23 protein-coding genes are annotated in these 23,765 nt (G+C 38.2%); 18 read left to right on the top strand and 5 right to left on the bottom strand.

What is annotated here, in order from left to right; all coding sequences use genetic code 11:
- Window positions 1-104 precede the first annotated feature (104 nt).
- Both E4N80_RS03565 and E4N80_RS03570 read left to right on the top strand, forming a co-directional pair.
- Window positions 105-314: a hypothetical protein gene (locus tag E4N80_RS03565; RefSeq protein ID WP_253700506.1), complete on the top strand. Its 210-nt coding sequence runs from the start codon at window positions 105-107 to the stop codon at window positions 312-314.
- On the top strand, window positions 301-678 hold the full coding sequence (locus E4N80_RS03570; RefSeq protein WP_253700507.1) for a type II toxin-antitoxin system VapC family toxin: 378 nt from the start codon (window positions 301-303) through the stop codon (window positions 676-678). Before E4N80_RS03565 ends, E4N80_RS03570 begins: the two co-directional genes overlap by 14 nt.
- A gap of 8 nt (window positions 679-686) precedes the next feature.
- Here E4N80_RS03570 and E4N80_RS03575 read toward each other — a convergent pair whose 3' ends face one another.
- From E4N80_RS03575 to E4N80_RS03585, 3 genes are all read right to left on the bottom strand, one after another.
- Window positions 687-1,334 (bottom strand): YoaK family protein, encoded by a 648-nt coding sequence (locus tag E4N80_RS03575; RefSeq protein WP_253700508.1) that lies wholly within the window; start codon window positions 1,332-1,334, stop codon window positions 687-689.
- A gap of 74 nt (window positions 1,335-1,408) precedes the next feature.
- Complete coding sequence (locus tag E4N80_RS03580) at window positions 1,409-1,960, bottom strand: hypothetical protein (RefSeq protein WP_253700509.1); 552 nt, start codon at window positions 1,958-1,960, stop codon at window positions 1,409-1,411.
- 3 nt (window positions 1,961-1,963) lie between these two features.
- Window positions 1,964-2,581 (bottom strand): V-type ATP synthase subunit E, encoded by a 618-nt coding sequence (locus E4N80_RS03585; protein ID WP_253700510.1) that lies wholly within the window; start codon window positions 2,579-2,581, stop codon window positions 1,964-1,966.
- 144 nt (window positions 2,582-2,725) lie between these two features.
- Between E4N80_RS03585 and E4N80_RS03590 the strand changes: the two genes are divergently transcribed.
- Together E4N80_RS03590 and E4N80_RS03595 are read left to right on the top strand one after the other, a co-directional pair.
- On the top strand, window positions 2,726-3,079 hold the full coding sequence (locus E4N80_RS03590) for an ArsR/SmtB family transcription factor (protein ID WP_002668756.1): 354 nt from the start codon (window positions 2,726-2,728) through the stop codon (window positions 3,077-3,079).
- On the top strand, window positions 3,080-5,458 hold the full coding sequence (locus E4N80_RS03595) for a heavy metal translocating P-type ATPase (protein WP_253700511.1): 2,379 nt from the start codon (window positions 3,080-3,082) through the stop codon (window positions 5,456-5,458).
- A gap of 37 nt (window positions 5,459-5,495) precedes the next feature.
- Here E4N80_RS03595 and E4N80_RS03600 read toward each other — a convergent pair whose 3' ends face one another.
- Complete coding sequence (locus E4N80_RS03600; protein WP_253700512.1) at window positions 5,496-6,440, bottom strand: pseudouridine synthase; 945 nt, start codon at window positions 6,438-6,440, stop codon at window positions 5,496-5,498.
- A gap of 61 nt (window positions 6,441-6,501) precedes the next feature.
- Between E4N80_RS03600 and E4N80_RS03605 the strand changes: the two genes are divergently transcribed.
- The 14 genes from E4N80_RS03605 to E4N80_RS03670 all read left to right on the top strand — a co-directional run bounded on the left by E4N80_RS03605 (window position 6,502) and on the right by E4N80_RS03670 (window position 21,746).
- Window positions 6,502-6,990, top strand: coding sequence for a divergent PAP2 family protein (locus E4N80_RS03605; RefSeq protein ID WP_253700513.1), 489 nt, complete (start codon window positions 6,502-6,504; stop codon window positions 6,988-6,990).
- Between the two features lie 5 nt (window positions 6,991-6,995).
- Entirely contained in the window at window positions 6,996-8,453 is a 1,458-nt protein-coding gene (locus E4N80_RS03610) for a hypothetical protein (protein WP_264306370.1), read from the top strand.
- A complete protein-coding gene (locus E4N80_RS03615) occupies window positions 8,450-9,736 on the top strand; it encodes an SLBB domain-containing protein (protein ID WP_253700515.1) in 1,287 nt (428 codons plus the stop codon). Before E4N80_RS03610 ends, E4N80_RS03615 begins: the two co-directional genes overlap by 4 nt.
- Window positions 9,733-10,767 carry an RnfABCDGE type electron transport complex subunit D gene (locus E4N80_RS03620; protein ID WP_253700516.1) on the top strand — a complete coding sequence of 345 codons (1,035 nt, stop codon included), beginning with the start codon at window positions 9,733-9,735 and terminating at the stop codon, window positions 10,765-10,767. The genes E4N80_RS03615 and E4N80_RS03620 overlap by 4 nt, the downstream gene beginning before the upstream one ends.
- Complete coding sequence (locus E4N80_RS03625; protein WP_253700517.1) at window positions 10,760-11,251, top strand: hypothetical protein; 492 nt, start codon at window positions 10,760-10,762, stop codon at window positions 11,249-11,251. The genes E4N80_RS03620 and E4N80_RS03625 overlap by 8 nt, the downstream gene beginning before the upstream one ends.
- Window positions 11,252-11,845: a hypothetical protein gene (locus E4N80_RS03630; protein WP_253700518.1), complete on the top strand. Its 594-nt coding sequence runs from the start codon at window positions 11,252-11,254 to the stop codon at window positions 11,843-11,845.
- Window positions 11,842-12,381, top strand: a complete 540-nt coding sequence (locus tag E4N80_RS03635; protein WP_253700519.1) for a hypothetical protein — start codon at window positions 11,842-11,844, stop codon at window positions 12,379-12,381. Before E4N80_RS03630 ends, E4N80_RS03635 begins: the two co-directional genes overlap by 4 nt.
- A 91-nt stretch (window positions 12,382-12,472) precedes the next feature.
- Window positions 12,473-14,356 (top strand): alpha-amylase/4-alpha-glucanotransferase domain-containing protein, encoded by a 1,884-nt coding sequence (locus E4N80_RS03640; protein ID WP_253700520.1) that lies wholly within the window; start codon window positions 12,473-12,475, stop codon window positions 14,354-14,356.
- Window positions 14,357-14,406: 50 nt separating this feature from the next.
- Window positions 14,407-14,805, top strand: coding sequence for a hypothetical protein (locus E4N80_RS03645; RefSeq protein ID WP_253700521.1), 399 nt, complete (start codon window positions 14,407-14,409; stop codon window positions 14,803-14,805).
- Window positions 14,796-15,938, top strand: a complete 1,143-nt coding sequence (locus E4N80_RS03650) for a nucleotide-binding protein (protein ID WP_253700522.1) — start codon at window positions 14,796-14,798, stop codon at window positions 15,936-15,938. The genes E4N80_RS03645 and E4N80_RS03650 overlap by 10 nt, the downstream gene beginning before the upstream one ends.
- Window positions 15,939-15,949: 11 nt before the next feature.
- Window positions 15,950-18,136, top strand: coding sequence for a FapA family protein (locus E4N80_RS03655; protein ID WP_253700523.1), 2,187 nt, complete (start codon window positions 15,950-15,952; stop codon window positions 18,134-18,136).
- Between the two features lie 14 nt (window positions 18,137-18,150).
- Window positions 18,151-19,167 (top strand): prolipoprotein diacylglyceryl transferase, encoded by a 1,017-nt coding sequence (gene lgt / locus E4N80_RS03660; RefSeq protein ID WP_253700524.1) that lies wholly within the window; start codon window positions 18,151-18,153, stop codon window positions 19,165-19,167.
- A complete protein-coding gene (locus E4N80_RS03665; RefSeq protein WP_253700525.1) occupies window positions 19,160-21,112 on the top strand; it encodes an NAD(+) synthase in 1,953 nt (650 codons plus the stop codon). The genes lgt and E4N80_RS03665 overlap by 8 nt, the downstream gene beginning before the upstream one ends.
- 10 nt (window positions 21,113-21,122) lie before the next feature.
- Entirely contained in the window at window positions 21,123-21,746 is a 624-nt protein-coding gene (locus tag E4N80_RS03670; protein ID WP_253700526.1) for a DedA family protein, read from the top strand.
- A gap of 13 nt (window positions 21,747-21,759) precedes the next feature.
- Here the strand turns inward: E4N80_RS03670 and E4N80_RS03675 are convergent, their stop codons facing one another.
- Window positions 21,760-23,763, bottom strand: a complete 2,004-nt coding sequence (locus tag E4N80_RS03675) for an ABC-F family ATP-binding cassette domain-containing protein (RefSeq protein WP_253700527.1) — start codon at window positions 23,761-23,763, stop codon at window positions 21,760-21,762.
- Window positions 23,764-23,765 lie beyond the last annotated feature (2 nt).

A 23,765-nucleotide genomic window follows, 5' to 3' on the forward strand; every position in this document is an offset into this window, starting at 1 on the left:
ATAATTTAAGAGACTAAAAAATGCTCATATTTATTTGACAAAACATGGAAAAATACTAAGATTTTTGTTATAATAAAATATATAGTTCCAATAAGGAGGCAAGTATGATCTATGAAACAATATTTGAACAGATAAAATCTGTTCCTGATGAATGTCTTGCAGATATTGAGGCGTATATTGGTTATTTGCTATACCGTCACAAAAAAAATATGTATGAGACTAAACATAATGATTTATCTAAATATTTTGGAAGTATAAAAATAAATAAAGATGCTCTTGAAATACAGAAGGAAATGCGTAATGAATGGAATTGATTACATAGCAGATACAAATGCTATTATTTATCTGCTTTCAGGTAATCTATGCATGAAGCCGTATATTTCAAACAGGCTGGGTATCTCAATTATTTCGGAAATGGAAATACTTTCTTTTTCCAGTATGACAGATGCTGATGAAAAATGTATAAGGTCTTTTATAAATGATTGTATTGTTTTAGAATTATCGGAAAAAATAAAAAATCATGCGATTATGTTACGCCGCATTTGTAAAATCAAACTTCCCGATGCTATCGTTGCAGCTACAGCAATAGCGTATAGTCTTCCCCTAATTACTGCAGATAAAAGTTTTAGACAGATTTCCGGCCTTAATTTGATACTCATTGAACCGGTTTTGTTATAGAGATTTTTTTATTTTCTTTTTTTCCTCATCATAAAATAGTAAAGGCCAGCGATAAGATAAAGACAGGCAGAACTTATAAAAAATGATCCGATTTTGATAAGGCCTGCTGTAATTCCTCCGGCTAAGAAAAAAAGAATGTTGAGGCTGTAAAATAAAAAAAATCGGAATTTGTCTTTTTTGCCCCTAAGGCACATAGCTAGGGCAAAGGCTGCATCTGTAAGGTAGCCTGTTATGTGGGTGGTTCTTACAAGGATGTCTCCATAGAAGATAAACATGGCGTTTTGAACTCCGGCTGCGAAGCTTAGGGCAGATACTTTGAGGATTTGGGGTGTTTTAAACAATGCCAAACTTAAAAATATCATAGCCAGCCCCATCAGCAAAATGCCGTATCTTTTCTTTAATCCGAATTTTCTTTGGTGGAATAAAAGTCCCGAAAAAAAAGCTCCTGCAAAAAAGGCAAGAATTGCCGAAGCAATTATAAAAACTTCTGTTATGTTTTTGTGTGCAATTGAAAGGGCAAGATGACTTACATTCCCCGTATGGTGACTTATAGGCAAAGAAAAGCTGCGGATTGCTCCTACGTTTATAAAACCCGATAAGAAGGTTAAAAAGGCTATCCAGATTTTAAATCGCCGGTCTTTTAAGGTATCGGTCATAATCAACCTATCGGCATAAAATCCGGCAGCTTGTTTTAAGTACCGGATTTATAATCAGCTTATAAATAAGCGGCTTATTTTTTTTCATCGAGGATAGAGTTATATATCGAAGAATATTCTTCTTTTCCTTTTTCCATTTCGAATCTGGAGGCTCTCTCCCTCAAAAGGAGCTTAACAGCGTAGGCAAAAATTCCATCGGAAGAGAAATTTTCTGCCCCTCTTACCGTATCGGCAGCCTGAAACCTTGCATTATCCAAAAAAGTTTCGGCCTCAAGAGGATTTTGAATTGAAGCTGCTGTTCTTGCAATTTGTACTGGTGTAAAAGCCGAAGAAAGCAAAACTCTTTCGTCATAGGAAATAGGTGCTTCCCATTTTAGCTTTGCCGAGCGTACCTGTTCAAGGGCTATTCTAAGAGAACGCTCAAACTCATACCACTTATCCAAATAAGCGGAACCTGTGCTTTTTTCTTCTCTTGGAGGCTCAAGGGATAGATTTTCCAAAATTTGAGCATCTTTTTTTGAAAGAGAACGCAAAGCCAGTTCTTTAAAGGCTTTAAAGCTCATAGGAGGCTGTAGATTAGGAAAAATTGAAGGCAATTGAGCCGTCAAATAATAGTAGGAGGCCACCTTTTAAAGCTCCTTTGCCGCATTCTTTAAAATTTCGGCTGTTTTGGGGCTTAGATATGACGAAAATAAATCTGCAACGGCTTCTGCCGAGAAGTCATAATAAGCCGCTCCGTCTTTAGTACCGATTCTAAATCCTCCTGCTATCTTGCTGTCGGCTTTAAGTTCCATGCCCTTAGCAATATGATCTTTTAAGGCTGCACTTAAAGAGGATTCAAGCTCTTTAAGGTCCTTGTCTGCAAGAATTACGGATAAATTCTCGGTATTGCCGGTTTTTACCCAGCCCTTGACTGCTTCGGGAATCAGATTTTTTAGAACTGCTGAATCGTAATTTTTGGCTGTTTCAGCCTTTATAATGGCATTAAGTTCATTTAAAAGACCTTGTCTGAATGAAATAAGAGTATTTCTGCCGGCTTGATCTATTGAAGATTCGGCAGCTTTTTGGAATCTGAGAGCTTCAGCTTCAGCTTTTTTTACGCTTTCTTGTGCTTCAGCTTCGGCTTTTTCGATAATATTTTTTGCTTTTTCTTCTGCTGCTCTGATAATTTCGGCAGCTTTTTCATCGGCAGCGGCAACTCCGTCTTTTTTTATCTTATCAACAAGCTCTTGTAATTGAACTTCCATATATGTCTCCTTAACAAAGTTATGCTTTCAACATTGTAACAGAAAAACTAATTCTTAGCAAGATAGGGCTTGACAATTTTTTTAAATTTATTATAATTATAAATGAACATATGAGCATTTGTTCATATGAATAGGTGATGAAATATGATAGAAGATGATGAAATAGGTGTTTCTAATGAAGAAACTGTAGCTCATGCAAGGGCTAAGATGCCCGATGAGCAGACAATGAGCGACTTGGGAGATTTTTTTAAAAACTTTGGAGATTCTACGAGGATTAAGATTGTTTCCGCTCTTATTTCAGGGGAGCTCTGTGTAGCCGATCTTGCAGAAGTTTTGGAAATGTCGGCTTCGGCCGTTTCTCATCAGCTTAGAATTTTAAGGCAGGCTAAGATAGTAAAAAGCCGCCGAAACGGAAAACAGGTTTATTATACAATAGATGACAACCATGTCGGAATCCTATATTCCGTCGGTTTGGAACACATTAGGGAGGGCAGGTAAATGGATTTAAAAAAAGAAAACGAACACAAGCATGGACACAGTTATGAAGAACATCATGACCACCATGATCACAGCCATGATGAACATCAAGAACATGATCATCACGGACACGATCATCACGACCATCACAAACATGACCACCATGAGCATGAACATCACGAACATAGCCACGATGAACATTGCTCTTGTGGGCATGAACACCATGAACACCATGACCACCATGAGCATGAACATCACGAACATAGCCACGATGAACATTGCTCTTGTGGGCATGAACACCATGAACACCATGACCACCATGAACATGATCATCATGGACACGGCCATCACGATCATCACGAACATAACCACGATGAACATTGTTCCTGTGGACATGACCACCACGACCATCACGGGCACGATCATTCAGGCTGCGGGTGCGAACATCATCACGGCTCCTCAAAAGAGATGGTAGTGCAATTCGGTATTTCAGCCTTGTTTTTTGCCGGAGGTATTTTTGCCCGGATTTTTTTTGATGAAGCCGGAATACAAATTAAGAATTTTTATGCAGCTTTTTCGACGGTTTTATTTGTCATAGCTTGGCTGACAGCAGGCTACAAGGTCTTGTTAACTTCGGTAAAAAATATTTTAAAGGGTCAAGTTTTTGATGAAAATTTTTTGATGTCTGTTGCAACAATCGGAGCCTTTATTTTAGGCGACTGGACCGAGGGTGCAGCGGTTATGCTCTTTTACAATTTAGGCGAGGTGGTACAGCACTCGGCCGTCGAAAAATCGAGGCGCTCAATCATAGATCTTATGGACCTCCGCCCGGACTTTGCCCGCCTTTATGATTCCGATTCTAAAGAAAAACTTGTAGATCCTGCAAGCGTAAAAATCGGTTCCTTGGTTCTTGTAAAAGCAGGTGAAAAAATCCCCTTGGACGGCGTAATTTATGAAGGAAGTGCCGAACTTGATACCTCATCTATGACGGGAGAAAGCCTTCCGCGTACTGCAGAAAAAGGCAGCCCCGTACTTGCAGGTTTTGTAAACTTAACGGGGGTTATAACGGTAAAGACAACAGCTTCCTTAGAAAATACCGCTGCCTCAAAGATGCTTGAGCTGATTGAGTCTGCACAAAACAGAAAGGCTAGGGTAGAACGGTTTATTACTTCTTTTGCAAAGGTTTACACTCCGATAGTTACGATAGGAGCTGTCCTTCTTTCGGTTTTACCGCCTCTTTTAAGTGCGCTTATTTTTTCATCGCCTATTAACGGCTGGGAAAGTTTTGCTCCGTGGATTTCACGCGGCCTTGTATTTTTGGTAATTTCCTGTCCTTGTGCCTTTGTTATTTCGGTTCCGCTGGGTTATTTCGGCGGAATAGGAGGAGCTGCAAAACGGGGTATATTGATTAAAGGTGCCGATTACATAGATGCTCTTTCAAAGGCCGATGCCGTCGTCTTCGACAAAACGGGAACTCTTACCAAGGGAGTTCTAAAGGTTATGGCCTTGATGCCTGCAGAAAATGTAGAAAAATATGAGTTTTTAAGATTGGCCGCCCTTGCCGAATTTAATTCTCATCATCCTATAGCTAAAGCCGTTCAAGATTGTGCCCTAGTTAATTTGTCCGAAGAGGTAACAAAGACTTTTCCAAATGCCGAACTTACAGACTATTACGAAAAGGCTGGAAAAGGTATCTCGGTAAATTACAAGGGAAAGAGCCTTTTAGCCGGAAAAAATTCCTTTATAAGCGAAAATATAGGAAAGGAAATTCCTTTATACGGAGATGAGATAGGCGGAACTCAAGTTTATGCCGCTTATGATGGCAAGTACATCGGCTGCTTGATTTTAACCGATACGCTTAAAAATGAAGCTAGGGAAGCTATATCCGATTTAAATAAATTGGGGCTTTCAAGGGTAGAAATACTTACCGGCGATAATGAAAAATCGGCTAAAAAGATTGCAGAAGATTTGGGCATAAAAAATTACACCTCAATGCTTTTACCCCATGAAAAGGTTTCAAGGTTCGAGGAAATTTCCGATGAAGTAAAAGCAAAAAATAAAAAAGCTTCTGTTATATTTGTAGGAGACGGTATAAACGATGCTCCCGTATTGGCACGCTCGGATGCAGGTATAGCTATGGGAGGCATAGGAAGCGATGCTGCCATTGAGGCGGCTGATGTTGTTCTTATGAACGATAATCCCCGTCTTGTTGCTTCCGCCATAAGGCAGGCAAGGTTTACCAGAAAAATCGTTTGGCAAAATATAGCCTTGGCCTTCGGTATAAAAATCGGCTTTTTAACATTGGGCGCACTCGGTCTTGCAAACCTTTGGGCAGCTGTCTTTGCCGATGTCGGAGTTGCCTTATTGGCCGTCTTTAACTCTTTAAGAGCAAAAAGATAGATAGGAGAGATATGGAGCTGCACAAACCGAATCACAACTAAGTTTTTAAGTTTGTAAAATCTAAAAATCCAACAAGGTTTTTAGAGGTACCCTTAAATAAACTTTTGACCGCCCTCTTAAAGTTTTCGGGAAGGGGGGCGGTAATCTCCTTTGGCAAGTCGTCTAAAAACGGTTCCGAAAATATTAACTTATAGGCATGTAAAAAATATGTAGTTTTTTTTGACAAATCTTCAGAAAATGCTTTTTTTTGTTTTGAGCCGTATTTTTTATCGTTTAAAAGGGGAGTGCCGAACTGTGAGCATTGTATTCTTATTTGGTGTTTCCTTCCGGTTATAAGCTTAAAAAGCACAAGGCTCAAATTTTCTTTTTTTGAAAAATCAAGGATTTTTATGTGGCAAAGACATTCTTTTCCGTCGATTGTGCTTTTAAATTCGGTTAAAGAAGGACGCCCCTCAGTTATTCCTATGTAGAATTTACCTATCTTTCCTTCCTGCAGGGCTTTTGAAAAGCCTTGGGCTCCTTTTAAACTTTGAGAAAAGGCTAGAATTCCGCTTGTATCCTTATCCAGTCTATGCAGGGCTCCTACTTTAAAGGAAAGACTTTTTTCTTTTGGCGAAAAATATTTTAAAACAGCCTCACAAAGACTTTTTTTTCCATGTACAAGCTCTCCCGGCTTTTTGTTTATAAAGAGTAAATCATCGGTTTTTAATAGAACATCGGGTTTTGAAATTGAAGAATTTGTTTGGTCTTCGGAGGCGGGGGCAGTTAAGCTGAATAGGCTTGAGTCTATTGCAATTTCATCACCTTTTTGAGTCAGATAGGCTCCGTTTTCCTTTTTGCCGTTTACTTTTATCTTTCCTCTGCGTATTGCCGAATATACGCCCGAAAGAGGTATCTTTCCTAAAAATTTCCGTATTACACGGTCCAATCTCCTGCCTGAATCATCTTCGCCTATATAAAAAATCTTATTTTCTTTACTCATTTATACATTATATACCATTTACAGACTTGACAAAAGAGCTATTTTGTAGAGAATTAGAGATATGTTGGAAACGATGTATAAAACGCAGTGGATTATGTTTTTTTCCAGTCCGATTTTTTTGTCCGCTATAACAAGCTGGATGATGAGTCAGATTATAAAGACTATTTTTGCATTATTTAATGCCTCAATAAAAACCCCCATTGACTTTGTAGAGCTGGTGTTTTGGCGTACCGGCGGAATGCCTTCGAGCCATTCCGCTCTTGTAGCTTCATTAACGGTAAGTATAGGTATAAGGCAGGGGTTTGATTCGGATCTTTTTATTTTTGCGTGTTTTATGGCTCTTATAGTTATAAGAGATGCTGTGGGAGTAAGAAGGTCCAGCGGTTTGCAGGCTAAGGCGCTAAATGATCTCGGTGCAAAGTTTGCCGAAAAGAATGAGACTTATCATTTTAGGGCTGTGAGGGAAATTCAAGGCCACAAGCCCGTTGAAGCTGTTGCCGGAATTATTCTTGGTATAATTACATCAATATTGTTTGCTTATTTTGGATAAGAGCTATGAATCAGCCTAAAAAATACATCTTCTGTTTTGATATTATTGCAGGTTTTTTATTGATTTTCTCTTTTTTCTTATTAATATTTGTCCCGATGAGTTCAATGTCTACATTGTGGAAGGACTATCGTGTTCTTTTTTTGCCTATGGAAGTAGATGAGCCTGCTGTTTTACAGGCAGCAGAGGAAAGCGGAATTACAGGCATTATCTCCTCTCAAACAATAGAAAACCGTTTTTCGGATTTGGAAGAACAAGGTTATACCGGTTATCCTTTTACCGATAAGGAGCGTTATACCCAGTGGTTTATAAATGATCAGGAAAATATAAGATATATGTATATTCCTTCCGATAGACACATAACTAAGAGCTTTTTTAGATTTTTAAAGAAAAATACGGGATATTTTTTTATAGAAAACGATTCTTCTTTTTCGGTGTTTCAGTTTTTTATTGCTTTAATATTTTTTGCAGTATCTTTTTTTTATACAAGCCGTAAAAAAAACTATTTTTCTGCCGCCTTTCCATTTGTTATTTATGCAGCCTTTCAGCGGGGAATTTTAGCTCTTTCTTCCTCAATTCTAATAATGTATGCTCTTGCATTTTGGATGGAAGCTATAGGTTCTTCTTTAAAATTTACAAAGGAACAGCTTGTGTCCAGAATCAAAAAAAATCCTCTTTTAGTTTTTTTTCCCTTTGTTGCTCTGATAATTGCAAAATTTAACAGTAATATTTCGCTTGTTCTTTTTGCCTTTGCCGTATCGGCTTCAGCCTCTTTAACATACATCATTGAAAGGTTTAGTTTTTTTGTTGAAGAGAGGATTGATACACAAAAAATTCATAAAACAATACGGGCCTATGTAATGAACCCCGAATCGGTTGCAAAATTTTGGCATACAAAACATTTGTTCGCCGTCTCTTCTTGTGCCCTTTTTTTTATTGTCTTTTCAGCCTTGTTTTTATATTTCAGTTTTAATAAAACCATAAAGGCGTATCAAAATACCCTATACCTGCCTATGCCGGAAGCCTCGGTTGGAATTTCAGGCTTTTCAAAAAAAGCCTTTGATGAATTAAAAAAAATAAGGACAGGAGATGACCTTCCTGATCTTGGAAACCTTATTTCGGATACATGGAATGCAAAGGTTATTCCCTTTACCCGTCTAGGTCTTTCTCCTCAAGAAAATGACAGGGTTAGTTTTAACGATTTTTCCGTAGATGAAAACGGTGTAGTTACGGAACAAGACGGCCTTGTATTCAATTTTGATGATGAGTTTATAAAAAGCGTTATTTCTTTTAGGATAAGCCCTTCTATCGAAGACCTGCTTTACAGTCAGGGAAGGTTTATTACGGCTTCTTATGCACCTAAGAAATTTCCGCTTAACCGTTATAATAGTGCAGCATTGCTTGTTGCTCTTGTTTCGGCTATAATGCCGTTAATGATTATATTATTGAGAGTGTTTGAAAAATGACGGAATTTTTAAGATTTAAACGGGGTAAAGAAGTTTTAGAATACCCTAAGCTGCCGGCTTCGTTTGAGGGCAATGCCTTTTTACCTCAAAGAGCCTTTATACCTATAGCTTTTGATTCTAAAAAGCATCCTGAAACCCTTGTTATGAAAGGAGAGACCGTAAAAGAAGGTCAAATTATAGCCCGTACCGAGGAGCCTTTTTCGGTCGCTATATACTCTTCTATTCCCGGAATTTTATATGATTTTATTGATTTTACCCTTCCTGACGGAAAGCACATTCATGCTGCAGCCGTAAAACTTGAAGGGTCTTTTGATATTCTAGGCCGGCCCTCTGCCGATTATCCATGGAGGACGTCTTCTAATTCCGAAATCGTTAGAGCAATAGGTTATTCCGGAATTTTAAATACGGCTGATCTTTCAACAGTACCCCTTATTTATCAAGTAAGAAATGCTTTAAAAAAAGGAGAAGCCGATATCTATATAAACCTCTTCGATAAAGATCCTTCTTCAGGTATTGATTCAATCTTGTTTGATCATTTTTTTGAAGATGTTGCAGAAGGCCTAGGTATAATGGCAAAAGTCCTCAATGCATCTTCTGTAACCTGTATTCATAAGTTAGCTAAAAAAGATCTTTACAAATTAGAAAAAATTTCAGAAACTTGTGAGCCTTTTTGTAAGGTAAAGTTTATAAATGCATCAAATGATTATCCCTTTGTTCAAAAAAATTATTTTGTGAATAAGGAAAATTCTCTTTTAATAGATATTCCTACAGCTATGTATACATATGAAGTTGTAAGAACAAATAATCCTATTACTTCCGTTTATGTTCTTGTAACGGGTAAGGCTATCAATGAACCCAAGGTTTTAAAGGTTAAGATCGGGACGCCTATAGGAAATCTTATAGAAGAGTGCGGAGGCTTTAAAACCATGCCGGCTCAAATTATATTGAATGGGCTTATCGGCGGGATCTCTGCCGATACTTTGGATATACCTGTAACGAGTACCTTAAAATCGATTCATATTCCGGGGAAGGATAGTATAAAAAAACACTCTATAGAAAAGTGTATAAATTGCGGTTTATGTTTTAATTCTTGTCCGCTTTATTTGGAACCTAAAAAAATAGCCGAATCCATTGAAGCTGATGACTTAAACGAGGACATTTTAAAACAAATAAATATTTGCAGCGGTTGTGCTTGTTGTTCCGCCTGTTGCCCTTCAAGGATCCCACTGTGTTCCATTATTTTAGAGATGTCGCAAAAAATTAAAAAAGGAAATCTTTTATGAAATCTTATTCTAATCTGTCTTTGACGGCTGCTCCATTTGTGTATACACGTCTTCCCATTTTTAAAATTAATATTGTCGTTTTATCTCTTTTAGGTATCCAAATTTTGATTTTGGCGCTGAGTGCCGACCTTTATGCTCTGTTAAATATTGTTATTTCCGTTATGGGCGTATTATTTGTAGAAAATTTACTTAGATATTTGGCTTCCTCAAAATTCGGTTTATCCATCGAAATGATAATTTCAGGTCTGCTGATAGGTTTTTTTATGCCTACGGGTATAGGGTTTATTTTTGTTTTTATTTTAAGTGCTTTTTCGGTGTTTATTGTGAAAACCGTGTTCGGCGGAACAGGACGAAATTGGCTGAACCCTGTTGCTTTTGCAGTATGTGCTGCATATATTTCCCGTCCCGAGGCCTTTCCGCCGTTGATTTCAGACTTTTCACTCTTAACTGAAAAAGGCAGCTTTTTTGCCGTGATGGAGGCAAACGGCCTTTTAAAACTTAAAACTGATTTTACCGTTACCTCTGCTCTTAATTCCATTTTATTACACGGTGTAGGTGTAACCCTTCCTGAAGGCTATATAAGCCTCTTTTTAAATTCTACATCGTCAATACCAGCTTTTCGTTACAACATAGTTACATTGGTGTCGTCGATAATACTGTTTTCTATAAGAGCCGCAGATTATATTCTTCCGGCGTTTTTTTTGACAACCTATGCTATTTTAGTTTGGATTTTTGGAATGGTCCCTGTTTCAAATATTTATTTTACGGGAGATATACTGTCGGCTGTTTTAACGGGCGGCGTTTTATTTGCAGCCTTCTTTGTTATGACGGAGCCTGCATCTTCTCCTAAAACCAAATACGGAAAGGCTATGAGCGGATTTTTTACAGGAGTTTTTGCCTTTTTTATATGTGCTCATGGAGCATCGCCTGCGGGAATTTTCTTTGCCATAATCCTCGGCAATATAATATCGCCTCTTATCGAGAAACTTGAGATAAAAATACAGGCTAAAAAAAGGAGCCGTTATGAATAATTCGAGTGTGGAAAAAATAAAAAAATATCTCATCCTTTTTGTTTTCTTTATTGCATCGGGATTTATATTGTGGGGAAGCGGTTATATAATTTCAGGACTCAAAAACGATGCTTATTTACAGGATGCAGAGTATATTTTAAAAAACTCTCCGCTTTGTTCAAAATATCAAGGCTTAGAATTTATAAAAGCTTTAAATCCCTCCTCGTTAAATATGAATTTTTGTAATGCGGTTTTTGAAGTGAAGATGAAAGAAAAAAAAGGCTATGCTGCCTTTATAAATATGAGCGGAAAATACGGAATGTATCAAGGAATGTTTCTTTACTTTAAAGAGGGAAAACAATGCTTTTTTTGCGGTTTAGGAGGGGGAATTGCCGATAAACCGGCTATGTATTACGGCGTAATTCCTCTGACTATAAGTATTTCCGAACAAAAATTGGAATCTGCTTTTAAAGGTCTTGAAATAAACCGTAGGGGGGAAAAATAAATGGCTGCAAATAAAAAGTTGATCGTCTTTCTTTTCGGACTATGTCCCATAATTCCTGCTGCTTCAAATTTTGCATATGGAATTGTTTTAACCGTTTCATTGTGGGTTATCTTCTTTTTGGGAATTTTAGGAAACTATGCCGTAAAGGTGATAGATATTAACCGTTTTAACTATGTATTTGTAAGTATATTTATGATTACGGGTACGGCCTTGGTTAATGCCTTGCTGGAAGGTATATTACCTATAATACACGGTCCTCTTCAAGTATATACGTATATATTAACCTTTTCGTACATTATCTTTTTGGGACTAAAACAGTATTATGAAGACTCTGAATCGTTGGATGTGCCTATATGGTATTCGGTCTTGATTTTGAGTTTATCTGCTTTAAGGGAATTTTTTGCTTTCGGCTCGCTTTCTTTTCCTGTTTCATCCGGTTTTTTATCGCTTCGGCTGCCTTATTTTTCAAATCACCCTCTATTCCGTTTTTTAGGAACCACAGCCGGAGCCTTTATTATCCTCGGGCTTATAATATGGATTTATTTTTCCGTTACAAAAGAATTACCGACTGTTAGGATGGGAGAGGAAGAATGAACCTGATTATATTTTATGCCTTTGTATCTTCGATTGTTTTTGTATATGGAATAGGCTTGGAATGCCTTTATATCTATCTTGAAAGCCCAAAAAAAGTATACTCATTTTTTATTAAAAATGTCATAGTAGTTTTGATATCGGTCAGTCCGGTTTGGGCTTTATGCCGCTATATTTTAAATCCGCTTGGGGCCGGTTTTTTGCTTCCTGTTTTGACTATAAGTTTTTTAGAGGCATTGAATTTGATTTTTAAGCTTGTATGGCCTAAGTTTAACGGTTTAAAACCTGAAGAAAAAATTTTTAGCTGGGGACTCGTATTTTTTTGCCTTTATCAGGCTTCTACATATCGAGAATGTCTTGCTTTGATTTTTTCGGGTTTTTTTAGTCTTTGTGTGTTTTTGTTTGTTCTAAATGCAATAAAACAAAAAACAACAGATAATGAAGCTTTTACCGAATGGAAAAAAGCGTCTCTATTTTTGATAAGCATGGGGCTGGTGTTGTCGGCTTTTTATCTTACTGATTTATCGCCTTTTTTCTAATTTTTAACCGTTTTTGAAAAGCGGTGAAGGATTGACAAGGCTTTACTTATAATTTATAATTGAAACATTGTAAAAGTGTAAAGGGGTTTTTGTGGAAAAAAACAGTAAAAAAAAGTTGGAGATATGTTTTGCCGTTCACGCAGATTATAACGTAATTGATGAATTTTCAAAGGAAGATTATACTCAAGACTATAAAGATTTTTTTTCAAACTTATATGCTTCTCCTTCTATTCCCTTTACCCTTGTCTTTAGCGGTAGATTTTTGGAATGGATACAGCGTAAAAATACCTCATTTTTTAATGTTATTTACGAAATGCACAATAGGAAACAAGTCGAAATTTTGGGAAATGCCTTTTATGAACCCTTTATTTCGATGATTCCTTCATCTGACCTCATAGGTCAGATCGAGTACATGACGGATACTTTGCGTAAACATTCTTACAAGAGGCCCCGCGGCATGTATCTCCCTTATTTTGCATGGAATCCCAATATTATTTCGAATTTACAAAAATGCGGAATGGAGTATTGCCTTCTTGATTTCCGTTTTTTTATTAAGGCCGGCTTAAATGCCTTTGCTCCGGTTTGTATGGAAGATGGCGGAAAAATATTATTCGGTATTCCTTCCACTTATGAATTTGAAAATACCGATTTAGACCCTGCTGCTTTTTATGATTTTTTATGCAATTATGCAAGCGTAGTTACCGAAACAAGTGTTGTCGTATTTTTATCGAGAGAAACGGCGGTCCGATTTTTAGATAAATCAAAGGGCCAAAAGTCATGGATGGAAGAATTTTTTGAACGTATTTCTTCTCCTGACTCCGTTATTTCACTCACTCATACCGGACAAATAATTAAAAATAAGAGGATATATCAAAAGGGCTTTATATCCTCAAATGCAATATTTTCAAATCAGCTTGTAAACAGCTCCGTGAAACAGCTTTTGGCCAATAACCTAAATATCTATGCTATGTATGCAAAGATGATTTATGTTCATGGTCTTGTAAATCAGGTCCGGGGCGATAAGGCCCGCAAAAATAATTCCTTGTTGGATTTATGGAAGGCTGAAAGCGGAATACTTTTTAATTTGGATTGTAAAAATAAAAAATATAACAGAGATTTAAGGCAGTACTGCTACAGAAATCTGCTTTTAGCCGAAAAGCAGACTAGGATTCCCGGCATTTTTGCAGATTCTTTAACCAGCTTGGATTTTGATTTGGATGGTGTTAAGGAGTTTATATCCCAGCGGGAGCATCTTAATCTGTATATTCACGCTATGGGCGGGAAGATCTTTGAGATAGATGTATTTTCCGCCTATAAAAACTATGCAGACATCTGTTCCGAAGAGACCGGTTTATTTATAGATCATCTTATATCTTCTGATGAACTTGAAGCAATTAAAAGGGGAGATTTTAAGTCTGCTGTTGTCAAACCGGTTTTTTGTGAAAATCTTTATCAAGAGCTGAAATTAGACAGGGTTAAATTTGAGCTTTTAATGAAAACCGAAGGAAGTTTCCGTAGTTTTAATCAATTAGTATCCTTGCGTAAACAATACAGCTTTAATGATCATGGTGTTCAAGTTCAATATATTTTAAAAAATGAAAGTCCTTTTAATCTTTCGGCTTATTTTATGGTGGAAATAGACCTATCTGTAAGCCCTATTGAAAAAAAACTTCCGAATGTTTCCGTTTATGCAGATGATCAAAAATATGAGGCTTCTAAAGAAAAAAATATCTTTTCAAAGGTGTCTTGGATTCAAATAAACGAACCGGAAGGGAAAACTGTCTTTACGATAGAATCCAATGAGGCGGCAGAGTGTATTATTCTTCCCATATATGAAAAAATCTCTGAGGCAAAAAATCCTATTGTGGGAATAAGAAATCTGTTTTTTTGGAAGGTCGATTTAAATTCAGGATTTGAAACGGAAAAGCTTCTTTTCTTTAAAGTAGATGCAAAAAAATCGGGAAAAGAAAAATAAAGCCCTCTATCCCTCTTGACCGCAAGGCTTTACTTACGTAAACTGTAAGTATGGGACGTGTTTTGTCTTATATGCTTTATATATTGGCATTGGCAATAGAAATAGTTAGAGTTCTCTTGTTTACTTATATTGAAAAGGCTCAGCCTTGGCCGTTAAGTATTGTTGATTGGGTTGCCTTTGCTTTTTTATGTATGCCGGCAGTGTTTTTCTTTTTATTATTACATCAAGAAAAAGATTTTCACCAGCTTTTAAGGATGATTGCCGTCATTAAATTTTTGTCCATTATTGCGGCTTGGTTTTTTTTGATAAAAACTGCGAGTTTTGTAAGTCTGACTGATTGGACTGCCGATGCGTTTACTTTACAGACACGGGTAACAAGGTCGTTTTTGTATATTGATACTGTGATATTAATTTTATGCTTAAAAAGGGAGAGGTCTTTATGCAAATAATTCCTATTGCCAGCGGAAAGGGCGGTGTAGGTAAAAGTCTTATAGCTGCAAATCTTGCTATCGCATTGGGGCAGGCCGGTAAGAGGGTAGTGTTGGCCGACCTTGATTTGGGAGCGTCAAACCTGCACTTAGTTTTAGGTGTTCAAGGACGCAAAAACGGCATAGGCACTTTTTTAACAAAAGCTGCCGAATTTAAAGATATAATAATCGATACGGATTATGAAAATGTCAGGTTTGTTCCGGGAGATTCCGAAATTCCCGGTTTTGCCGCTTTAAAAATATATCAGCGTAACTCTTTGGTAAAAGAGCTTTTAAAACTCGAAGCCGACTTTTTGATTTTGGACTTAGGTGCCGGAACTCATTTGGGCATCTTAGACTTTTTTTTACTGTCCCCTCAAGGAATAATAATAACCTCTCCTTCGGTAACCTCAACTCTTGATGCCTATGTTTTTTTAAAGAATATTGTGTTTAGGATGATGTGCTCTTCATTTCCTGCAAAGTCTAAGGGCGGTATATTTTTTGAAAAATTAAAAAATGATGTTCCCGGAATGCAGCGTCTTTATATCCCGACAATAACGCAAGAGTTGATGACTCTTGACCCTGACAATACCAAAAAGTTTTTAAGCAAATTTTCTCATTTTAAGCCCCGCATTATAATGAACATGATGGATGATCCAAAGGATGCTGAAAAGGCTATGAAGATACGCCGTTCTACAAAGCAGTATTTAAATGTTGATCTGGAGCATCTGGGGGTAATATATACGGATGCGGTTCAGGATAAAGCTCTTGCTTCAAGGCTTCCGGTAATCAGGTATAAACCTCAGTCTATGATTTCTCAGGCTATATACCGCATAGCCGATAAACTTATTCAGTCTGAAGCCGAAAATTATAGTGGAGAAGATTTTCAAGAATTCTCCGATTATTCTTTTGTGTCGGCTGAAGCCGAAGCAGAAACGGACTTTAAGTCTAAGATGGAGTATTTGGATGATTTGATAGGAGGAGAGGTCTTGTCTTCGGGCGAAATGAGCGAAATTATAAAATCCCAGCAATTTGAAATAAATGTGCTTAGGAATGAAAATTTACTGTTAAAAACAAAAATAGCAAAGGCTCTTAAGCAGGGCTTTAAAGTATAGGAAAAAAGTTTATGGAAAAGGCATGGACATTAAAGAAAAATAACAGCGGAAAGTGGTTTTTAACCTTTACAGCCTTACTTGAGCCTGAAAATTGCCCCTCAGCCGATGAGATTCTTCTTGAGGCAAAAAGAAAGGGAATAAAAAGTTCATCTCTGGTAAGTAAAAAAACTATTGAAGACTATTTAAAAAAACATACCGGCTCCGGTATAGAACCCGTTTCATTGCCGCTTGAGCTTGATCCCAACTTTGATGCAAGAATTACAACAAATAACGACAAAACAGCGGCCTATCTCTATGTAAGAAAGGCTGCCGATTCCGCTAACGAAGTGGACATGTCTACTATAAACAGACTTCTCCAAAGAAGTAATATTGCAAATATCGATACGGAAAAGGTAAAAGAGGGTTTAAACGATTTTATAAATTCTTCCGATATGGAATTCTCGATGCAGATTGCCGAAGGTTCTCCCCCAAAACGAGGACCCGATAAAAAACTCATCACTCATTTTGAGCAAATACCTGACCATGAGGTACAGCGTTTGGCAGACCGTTTAAAGAGACCCGATTTACGCACTGCAGATGTAGAAAATCCTACAACAGACCAAGATTATCCTCTTTCCGAGGCTGAAACCCTTACGGTTGTCGAAAAAGGCGACCTTATCTATGAGGTTGAAGATGCCGGATTGGGAGAGGCCGGTGTTGATGTATACGGTCAATCTATTCCCGGTCTTCCGGGCAATGACCCTTTTTTCTTGGATTTACGGAATATAGTACAAAACCATTCCGAGCTGCGTGCGGGAGAAACCGGTCTTCTTTTAATTGCAAATACCGAACGAGGGTTAAAGATCCGTATAGTTCCATATAGGGATGCAAAGGTAAGAGCCGTAGTAAGCCGCGATAAGATGGAAGTTTCTCTTATTTTGCAGTCAGGGCTGGGAGCTGGAGAAAGACTTTCGGTAATAGGCGTAAAAACCGCATTAAATGAAGTCAATCTTCTCGACTCAATTTCGGATACAAAAATAAATGAAATTATAGAATCTGCAAGAAAGGTAAATGACGAATGCGAGTTTGTAATATTAAGCGGAACTCCTCCTGTCGCTCCCGAATCCTATAAACTTGAATGGTCGGTTAAATTTAATGAAGAACTTAGTACTGCAACTGTCGAGAAAGATGCCCTAATTTTAACTGCCCGTCTTTTACCTAAGGGAGAAAAGGGTAAAAATGTTTTTGGTGAGCCGATTGACCCTAAAAATGCCGAACCAACGGATTTACCCGCTAATGATGAAACGATAAAAGTTACTGAAGAAAAGCATGTTATTAAATTTTTTGCTGCAGAATCCGGAGAACTTTCTTTTTTTAACAATGCCCTTGTAATCTCTTCACTTAAAACCATCCAAAACGATATAGATACCAAATTCGGTGATATAAGTTTTCCGGGAAACCTGATTATTACCGGAGATATTAAAGATGACGTAAAGGTAAAATCAAAGGGAAAACTGACCATTACCGGTACCGTAGAAAAAGCTCTGATTTATTCTGAAGACTCTCTTATCTTAAACGGGGGTATTAACGGAAAGGGCAGGGGGACTGTTTGGGCTAAAGATAAAACCAATCTCCAATATGCGGAAAATGCAAGAGTTTTTTCGGGCGGCGATATAGAAATATCCTCGTACTGCTTTAAATGCTTGGTCAAAACAAATGGTACCGTTCATTTGACAGGCAACCCCGGTGTATTGCTAGGCGGAAGTATTCATGCCGCGAAGGGTGTTTCGGTACATGACTTGGGGGCCGAAAAAACCATAAGAACAATTATCTCATTCGGGCAGGATTACTTGATAAAAGATGAAATTGAAGTCCGTGAAAAAGAAATAGAGGATAATAATGCCGAACTTGCAAAGATCGAAAAAGAATTACAGACAAATCCTCCTGATGTAGATGCCTTAAGACAGAAAAAAGTTAAGCTTTTAAAAAGAAACAGTGCTCTTACGGTCCGCATATTTAATCTAAAAGAAAATTTTGAATTTCACATTCCTTCAAAAATAAAGGTGAAGGGTTCGGTTTATCCGGGCGTTGTTCTTGAAAGCCACGGACGCTATTTTGAAGTTATGGAAACACATCATAACGTATTTTTTGAGTTCGATGAAAAAAACGGACAAATTATATGTTCACCTATTAAAGAAGTAGAAGTTGAATTAGAATAATTAAGAGGTTTAAAATGCTTTTAGCTATACAATATCCTTCATGGCTTCATCCCGAAATTATTCCGGGTCTGCCTTTTTTACGTTGGTACGGCCTTATGTATCTTGTTGCCTTTGGAATAGCTTATTTTTTATTTTCTTATCAGGTAAAGCATGGCGAATTTGAACGATATTCCGGCAGTCAAAAGGCTATGACACAAGATGATATTTCAGACCTTTTTATCTGGGGAATTTTAGGGCTTATTTTGGGCGCGAGAATTTTCGGAACCCTGGTCTATAATCCTGAAACCTACTTAAAAGCCCCTTGGCTTATTTTTTGGCCCTTTGCAAGGGATGGAGCCGGAAATCTCACCTTTACGGGGTTTCAGGGGATGTCCTATCATGGAGGCTTTATAGGCGGCTTTTTAGGGGTCGTCCTCTGGACAAAAAAATCTAAATTTAAATTTGCGGCAGTTGCAGACCTTATGGCTGTTTCAATTCCTCTAGGCTATACCTTCGGCCGTTTCGGTAACTTTGCAAACGGAGAGCTTTACGGCCGCATAACGGCGAGCAATATAGGAATGATTTTTCCTCAAACTCCTATTTCAGACCGGTTTTATTTGGCCGAAAGCTGGGTAAGGGATTTTGCAGAAAAAGCAGGTATGCTTGTTCAGGAAGGTGCTTTAATGATAAATCTGCCCCGCCATCCGAGCCAGCTCTATGAGGCTTTTTTTGAAGGAATTATGCTTTGGCTTATCCTATGGCTCCTCCGTAAAAAAAAGCCCTTTGACGGTTTTTTGGTATGTGTTTATACATTAGGCTACGGCTTTTTTAGATTTTTTATCGAATATTTCCGCCAGCCGGATGCAAATAAGGGCTATCCAATATCCTTTGGAGCCGGAGCCTCCAATATTTATGTTTATGAATCGTGGAAAAACATATCTACAGGCCAGATTTTATGCACCTTAATGATTCTAGGTTCTCTTATTGCGATGTTAATTCTTTATTTAAAAGACAAAAATTTGCAAGACAAAAAAAGGAAAATCGATGGATAAAAAAAAAGGCTTTAATTTTTGTATTGAAGAACTCGGCTTTTACCGTATTGCGGTTTCGTCACCTAAAATTTCTCTTGCAGACATAGAAGAAAATGTAAATCTTCATCTTCAAGAGATAAAAAAAGCCGAAAAAGATGGTGCAAATCTGATTCTTTTTCCTCAACTTTCGATTACAGGGGCTTCCTTAGGTTCGGTTTTTAAACAGTCTCTTTTAATCGAAAAGGCCCTTGATGCGGTAAGACTGATAGCCGAAAAAACTAAGCAGTTTTCTATTTTGTCCGTTATCGGCCTTCCTTTTTTATATAGGGAGAGGCTTTATACCTGTTCGGCGGTAATAAGCAGCGGAAAACTTATAGCCCTTGTTCCGCATCTACCTTCAAAGTTTTTAAATTCCATTTTTTCAGATTTTGAAGATGCCCCCTGCCTGATTCCATTCTGCGGAGAAAATATTCCATTTGGAAAGGGTTTTAAATTTATCGTAAACTGTAAGGAGTCTTGCGGTTTTAATACAGGCTTTTCATTTTCTTTTGATTCTTCTTCTTGTGCAGACCTTATTTTAAATCCTCTTGCAGAGCCTTCAAAGCCTCTTGGAGCTTCTGCTATGAGACTGGAGTATAAGGCTCTTTCGGCCGCAAAAAAATCGGCCATTGCTTTTGCAAACTGCGGAATGGGAGAGTCGGTTTCGGATTATGTTTTTGCAGGCGAATGCGGTATATTTGAAAACGGAAAAGAACTTAAGTTTTCATCATTTGCAAAAGATTTTTACATATCTTCCGACATTGATACGGAATTTTTAAAAGGACAAAAATTGAACTCAAGGTTTTCGAAAACTCCTGATTCCGATTGGGAGATTTTAATCGAAAAAGAGCATTCCAATACCAAGAAGAGCTTAAACTATCATGTACAAAAAAATCCTTTTTTACCTGATTGTGATGAACTTCATAAAAAGTTTATCTATAAGAATTTCTTTTCGGAGCTTATTTTTTTTCAAAGCTCTGCCCTTGCAAGGCGGCTTCAGTTTATAGGCTGTTCAAAATGCGTTGTTGGTATTTCAGGAGGCTTGGATTCTTCTTTGGCCCTCCTTGCAAGTGCCTATGCCCTTAAACTTTTAAATATTGATTTTAAAAATCTCTATGCCGTTACCATGCCCGGTTTCGGCACAACCGAAAAAACAAAAAACAATGCTTCGGCTCTTGCAAAAACCTTAGGCTGTACACTTTTGGAAATCCTCATTGAAAAGGCTATGGTGCAGCACTTTTCAGACATAGGGCAAGATATAGATAATCATGATATTGCTTATGAAAATGCCCAAGCCCGTGAAAGGACTCAGATTTTGATGGATAAGGCAAACCAAATTGGAGGCATCATGGTGGGTTCAGGAGACCTCTCTGAGTCAGCCTTGGGATGGATGACCTACGGAGGGGATCAGATGTCGATGTACGAGGTCAACTCTTCAATTCCAAAGACCCTTCTAAAGGACTGTATACTTGCCTTTGCCGAAAATAAGATTTTTTTTGAAGATGAAAAGAAAAATTCCGCATTTTTTGAGCTTCTATCAAATATAATAAATACACCTGTAAGCCCGGAACTTCTTCCGCCTGAAAACGGAGAAATTTCTCAAAAAACCGAGGATATAATAGGGCCATACGAACTTCACGATTTTTTTATTTATCATGCAATAGGGAACGGTTTTTCGCCTAAAAAGGTTTATTTTCTTGCCCTTGAGGCCTTTAAGGATTCCCAATATTCCAAGACTGCAATTTTAAAATGGCTGAATCTCTTTTATAAAAGATTTTTCTCCCAGCAGTTTAAAAGATCATGCAGTCCCGAGGGGGCTTCAGTTACGGGATTTTCCCTTTCTCCTCGCGGAGAATGGCTTATGCCTTCCGAAATATCGGCAAAAATATGGCTGGCAGAGCTTGAATTTTTACTTAAAATAATGTAACATAACCTACATGTTGACGGCGTTTTTGAACTGGATAGGTAACTATATAACTTATTTTCCTCTTGTGGTTTTTATCGGTTTACTTCTTGGAGGTTTTAATATACCTATTTCGGAAGATATTCTTGTTGTAATGTCGGCTATTTTTTCTCAAGGCGAAAAGGCTTCTATCCCTCATTTTCTATCGGCTCTTTATGCCGGGGCGATTATAAGCGACTGTATGGTATATGGTTGGGGGAGGTTAATTGCTAAGGGGGCAATATCTATTGGGCTTTTTTCAAAAATTATAACAAAGGAAAATACCTACCGCCTTTTAAAAGCTCTTCAAAAACACGGCATTTTTACGTTTATAATTTGCCGTTTTATCCCCTTCGGAGTCCGCAATGTAGTATCGATGACGAGCGGCTTCGTAAAATATCCGTTCTATAAGTTTTTTATCTATGATTTAGTAGCTGCAATATGTAATATTACCGTCTTGTACAGCCTGGTTTACTTTTTCGGCAGGAAAGGCGGCGATTTTATGAAGGTATTTGGAATTGTAATGTTTGTCCTTTTCTTGGCTGCCGGTGCCTATCTTGTAACTTCGGGAAAACTCTTCCAATTTGCCGATAAAAAACTCGACCAAGAAAAAAAATAAAAATTATTCCGATTTAAACACTCGCTTCCAACTTTGAAGCCGCCTCTGCCCAGCTTTCCGAAAGCTCTTCAGCCCTTGCCCTTAGCTCCTCTATTTTTTTCTGAACGGCTCTGCTTTTTTCGCCGTTGGAGTATACTTCGGGGTCGGCGAGGAGGGCTTCATTTTCAGCTATTTCCGTTTCGCATTTTTCTATTTCGTTTAAAAGCCTTTCTTCTTCTTTTTCTAATTTTCTTCTTTCCGAGCGGAGGCGTTTTTGTTCCTCGTAGGATAGGTTGGCTGAAGTCTTTGAATGATTGGTGTTATCGGTTTTTCCTACAGCCCCGTTTTTATCTTCGGCCTCCTCTTGTTCGATTCGATAAAGATAATAATCATAGGTTCCCGGAAAATTCCTGATCCTTGAGGGATTTAAGCCTTCTTCGTCAGCCTTGAGCTCCAATACCCTTGTAGCAAGGTCTTGTATAAAGCCCTTATCGTGAGATACAAAAACTATAGTTCCGTCAAATCGTTTTAAGGCATCCAAGAGCACATCCTTTGAATGCAGGTCTAAATGGTTTGTGGGCTCATCCAAGATTAAAAGGTTCAATGGCTTTAAAAGAAGAAGGAGGAGGGCAAGCCTCGATTTTTCTCCTCCCGATAGGACAGAAAGGCTTTTATAAATATCGTCCCCTCGGAATAAAAAGGCTGCAAGCATATCGTAAAGCTTAGGAACAAGTTCGGTAGGAGCCGAGCGTTCGAGAAGGTCTATTATGCTTTCGCTCCCTGTAATGGTCTCAGATTCATCTTGCGAAAAATAGCCCATTCTAACTCCGGCTCCTTCTTTTAAGTTCCCTGTAAAGTTTTTATCCTCTCCTGCAAGGATACGCAGGAGGGTCGATTTTCCTGCTCCGTTTTTTCCTGCCAAAACAAGGCGTTCTCCTTTTTCGACGGTTAAATCCAAATTTTCGATTACCCTATGAAGGCCGCCGGTTTGGCTGTGGGTCGGGCTTACAGCCGGGCCGGAGGCCATGCTATACGCCTTGCTTATTCCTTCTGCCTGAAGGACTATTTTTCCCGAATGGGGTGCTGGAGGAAAGCTGAAGCGGATTTTTTTTAGGTGTTCGGGAAGCTCTATTCTTTCCATTTTTTCGAGCCGCCTTATTCTGTCTTGAACCAAGGCTGCACGGCTTTCCGTATATCTGAATTTACGGATAAAGTCTTCGGTTTTGGCTATTTCTTCCTGCTGCTGTTCATAGGCCTTTATAAGGCCTTCAACTTCTATAGCTCTTATCCTCTCATAATCGCTGTAGGTTCCCTTATATTTTTTTAAGGTTCCCTTAAAAAGCTCGTAAGTTTCGGTTACAGTTTGATCCAAAAAGTAGCGGTCATGGCTTACAAGCAAAAAGCCTCCCTTAAATTTTTTAAGCCAAAGCTCAAGCCAAGATCGGGCTTCGATATCGAGGTAGTTTGTGGGTTCGTCAAGAACAATTATGTCGGCATTTTGTAAAAGAACCTTTGCAAGGGCTATACGCATTTGCCAGCCGCCCGAAAATTCTTCCGTGTTTTTATTAAAATCCGCTGAAGAAAAGCCCAAGCCTCGTAAGGTTTCGTCAATAAGCCCCTTTTTTGAATTCCAGCCGGAATTGTCAAGCCTTGTCTGCAAGGCATGATAATCGTTTGCCAAGGCGATGAGTTTTTGTTCATCTTTTTCGGTTTTCATCTTTTCGCCTGTCTCGTCCATGGCCTTGATAATATCGTAGCCGTAGGCAAAGGCTGTTTCGGCCTCTTCCGCCAAGGTCTTGCCCTTGTGGACGATTCCCGATTGGGGAAGGTATGCTATTGACGTATCTTTTTCTGTGGCTATATCCCCTGAGTCACCCTTTATTTGACCGGCAACAATCTTCATTAAGGTAGACTTTCCGCAGCCGTTTGCTCCCGTAAGGGCGGCCTTTGTTCCGGCTGTTAAGATGAGGGTTATATCCTTTAGAATATCTCTGTCCCCATAGGCAAGAGAAATCTTTGAAAGCTGTATAAAGGGCATAG

This window comes from Treponema denticola, from assembly GCF_024181605.1.
Classification (GTDB): Bacteria; Spirochaetota; Spirochaetia; order Treponematales; family Treponemataceae; genus Treponema_B; species Treponema_B denticola_B.

Bases quoted from the DNA above. Each gene is read 5' to 3' on its own strand.
- E4N80_RS03655 (WP_253700523.1), top strand. From the start codon at position 15,950: ATGGAAAAGGCATGGACATTAAAGAAAAATAACAGCGGAAAGTGGTTT.
- E4N80_RS03670 (WP_253700526.1), top strand. From the start codon at position 21,123: ATGTTGACGGCGTTTTTGAACTGGATAGGTAACTATATAACTTATTTT.
- lgt (WP_253700524.1), top strand. From the start codon at position 18,151: ATGCTTTTAGCTATACAATATCCTTCATGGCTTCATCCCGAAATTATT.
- E4N80_RS03615 (WP_253700515.1), top strand. From the start codon at position 8,450: ATGACGGAATTTTTAAGATTTAAACGGGGTAAAGAAGTTTTAGAATAC.
- E4N80_RS03565 (WP_253700506.1), top strand. From the start codon at position 105: ATGATCTATGAAACAATATTTGAACAGATAAAATCTGTTCCTGATGAA.
- E4N80_RS03620 (WP_253700516.1), top strand. From the start codon at position 9,733: ATGAAATCTTATTCTAATCTGTCTTTGACGGCTGCTCCATTTGTGTAT.
- E4N80_RS03630 (WP_253700518.1), top strand. From the start codon at position 11,252: ATGGCTGCAAATAAAAAGTTGATCGTCTTTCTTTTCGGACTATGTCCC.
- E4N80_RS03585 (WP_253700510.1), bottom strand. From the start codon at position 2,581: ATGGAAGTTCAATTACAAGAGCTTGTTGATAAGATAAAAAAAGACGGA.
- E4N80_RS03675 (WP_253700527.1), bottom strand. From the start codon at position 23,763: ATGCCCTTTATACAGCTTTCAAAGATTTCTCTTGCCTATGGGGACAGA.
- E4N80_RS03635 (WP_253700519.1), top strand. From the start codon at position 11,842: ATGAACCTGATTATATTTTATGCCTTTGTATCTTCGATTGTTTTTGTA.
- E4N80_RS03575 (WP_253700508.1), bottom strand. From the start codon at position 1,334: ATGACCGATACCTTAAAAGACCGGCGATTTAAAATCTGGATAGCCTTT.
- E4N80_RS03570 (WP_253700507.1), top strand. From the start codon at position 301: ATGAATGGAATTGATTACATAGCAGATACAAATGCTATTATTTATCTG.
- E4N80_RS03645 (WP_253700521.1), top strand. From the start codon at position 14,407: ATGGGACGTGTTTTGTCTTATATGCTTTATATATTGGCATTGGCAATA.
- E4N80_RS03625 (WP_253700517.1), top strand. From the start codon at position 10,760: ATGAATAATTCGAGTGTGGAAAAAATAAAAAAATATCTCATCCTTTTT.
- E4N80_RS03595 (WP_253700511.1), top strand. From the start codon at position 3,080: ATGGATTTAAAAAAAGAAAACGAACACAAGCATGGACACAGTTATGAA.
- E4N80_RS03610 (WP_264306370.1), top strand. From the start codon at position 6,996: ATGAATCAGCCTAAAAAATACATCTTCTGTTTTGATATTATTGCAGGT.
- E4N80_RS03665 (WP_253700525.1), top strand. From the start codon at position 19,160: ATGGATAAAAAAAAAGGCTTTAATTTTTGTATTGAAGAACTCGGCTTT.
- E4N80_RS03605 (WP_253700513.1), top strand. From the start codon at position 6,502: ATGTTGGAAACGATGTATAAAACGCAGTGGATTATGTTTTTTTCCAGT.
- E4N80_RS03600 (WP_253700512.1), bottom strand. From the start codon at position 6,440: ATGAGTAAAGAAAATAAGATTTTTTATATAGGCGAAGATGATTCAGGC.
- E4N80_RS03650 (WP_253700522.1), top strand. From the start codon at position 14,796: ATGCAAATAATTCCTATTGCCAGCGGAAAGGGCGGTGTAGGTAAAAGT.
- E4N80_RS03590 (WP_002668756.1), top strand. From the start codon at position 2,726: ATGATAGAAGATGATGAAATAGGTGTTTCTAATGAAGAAACTGTAGCT.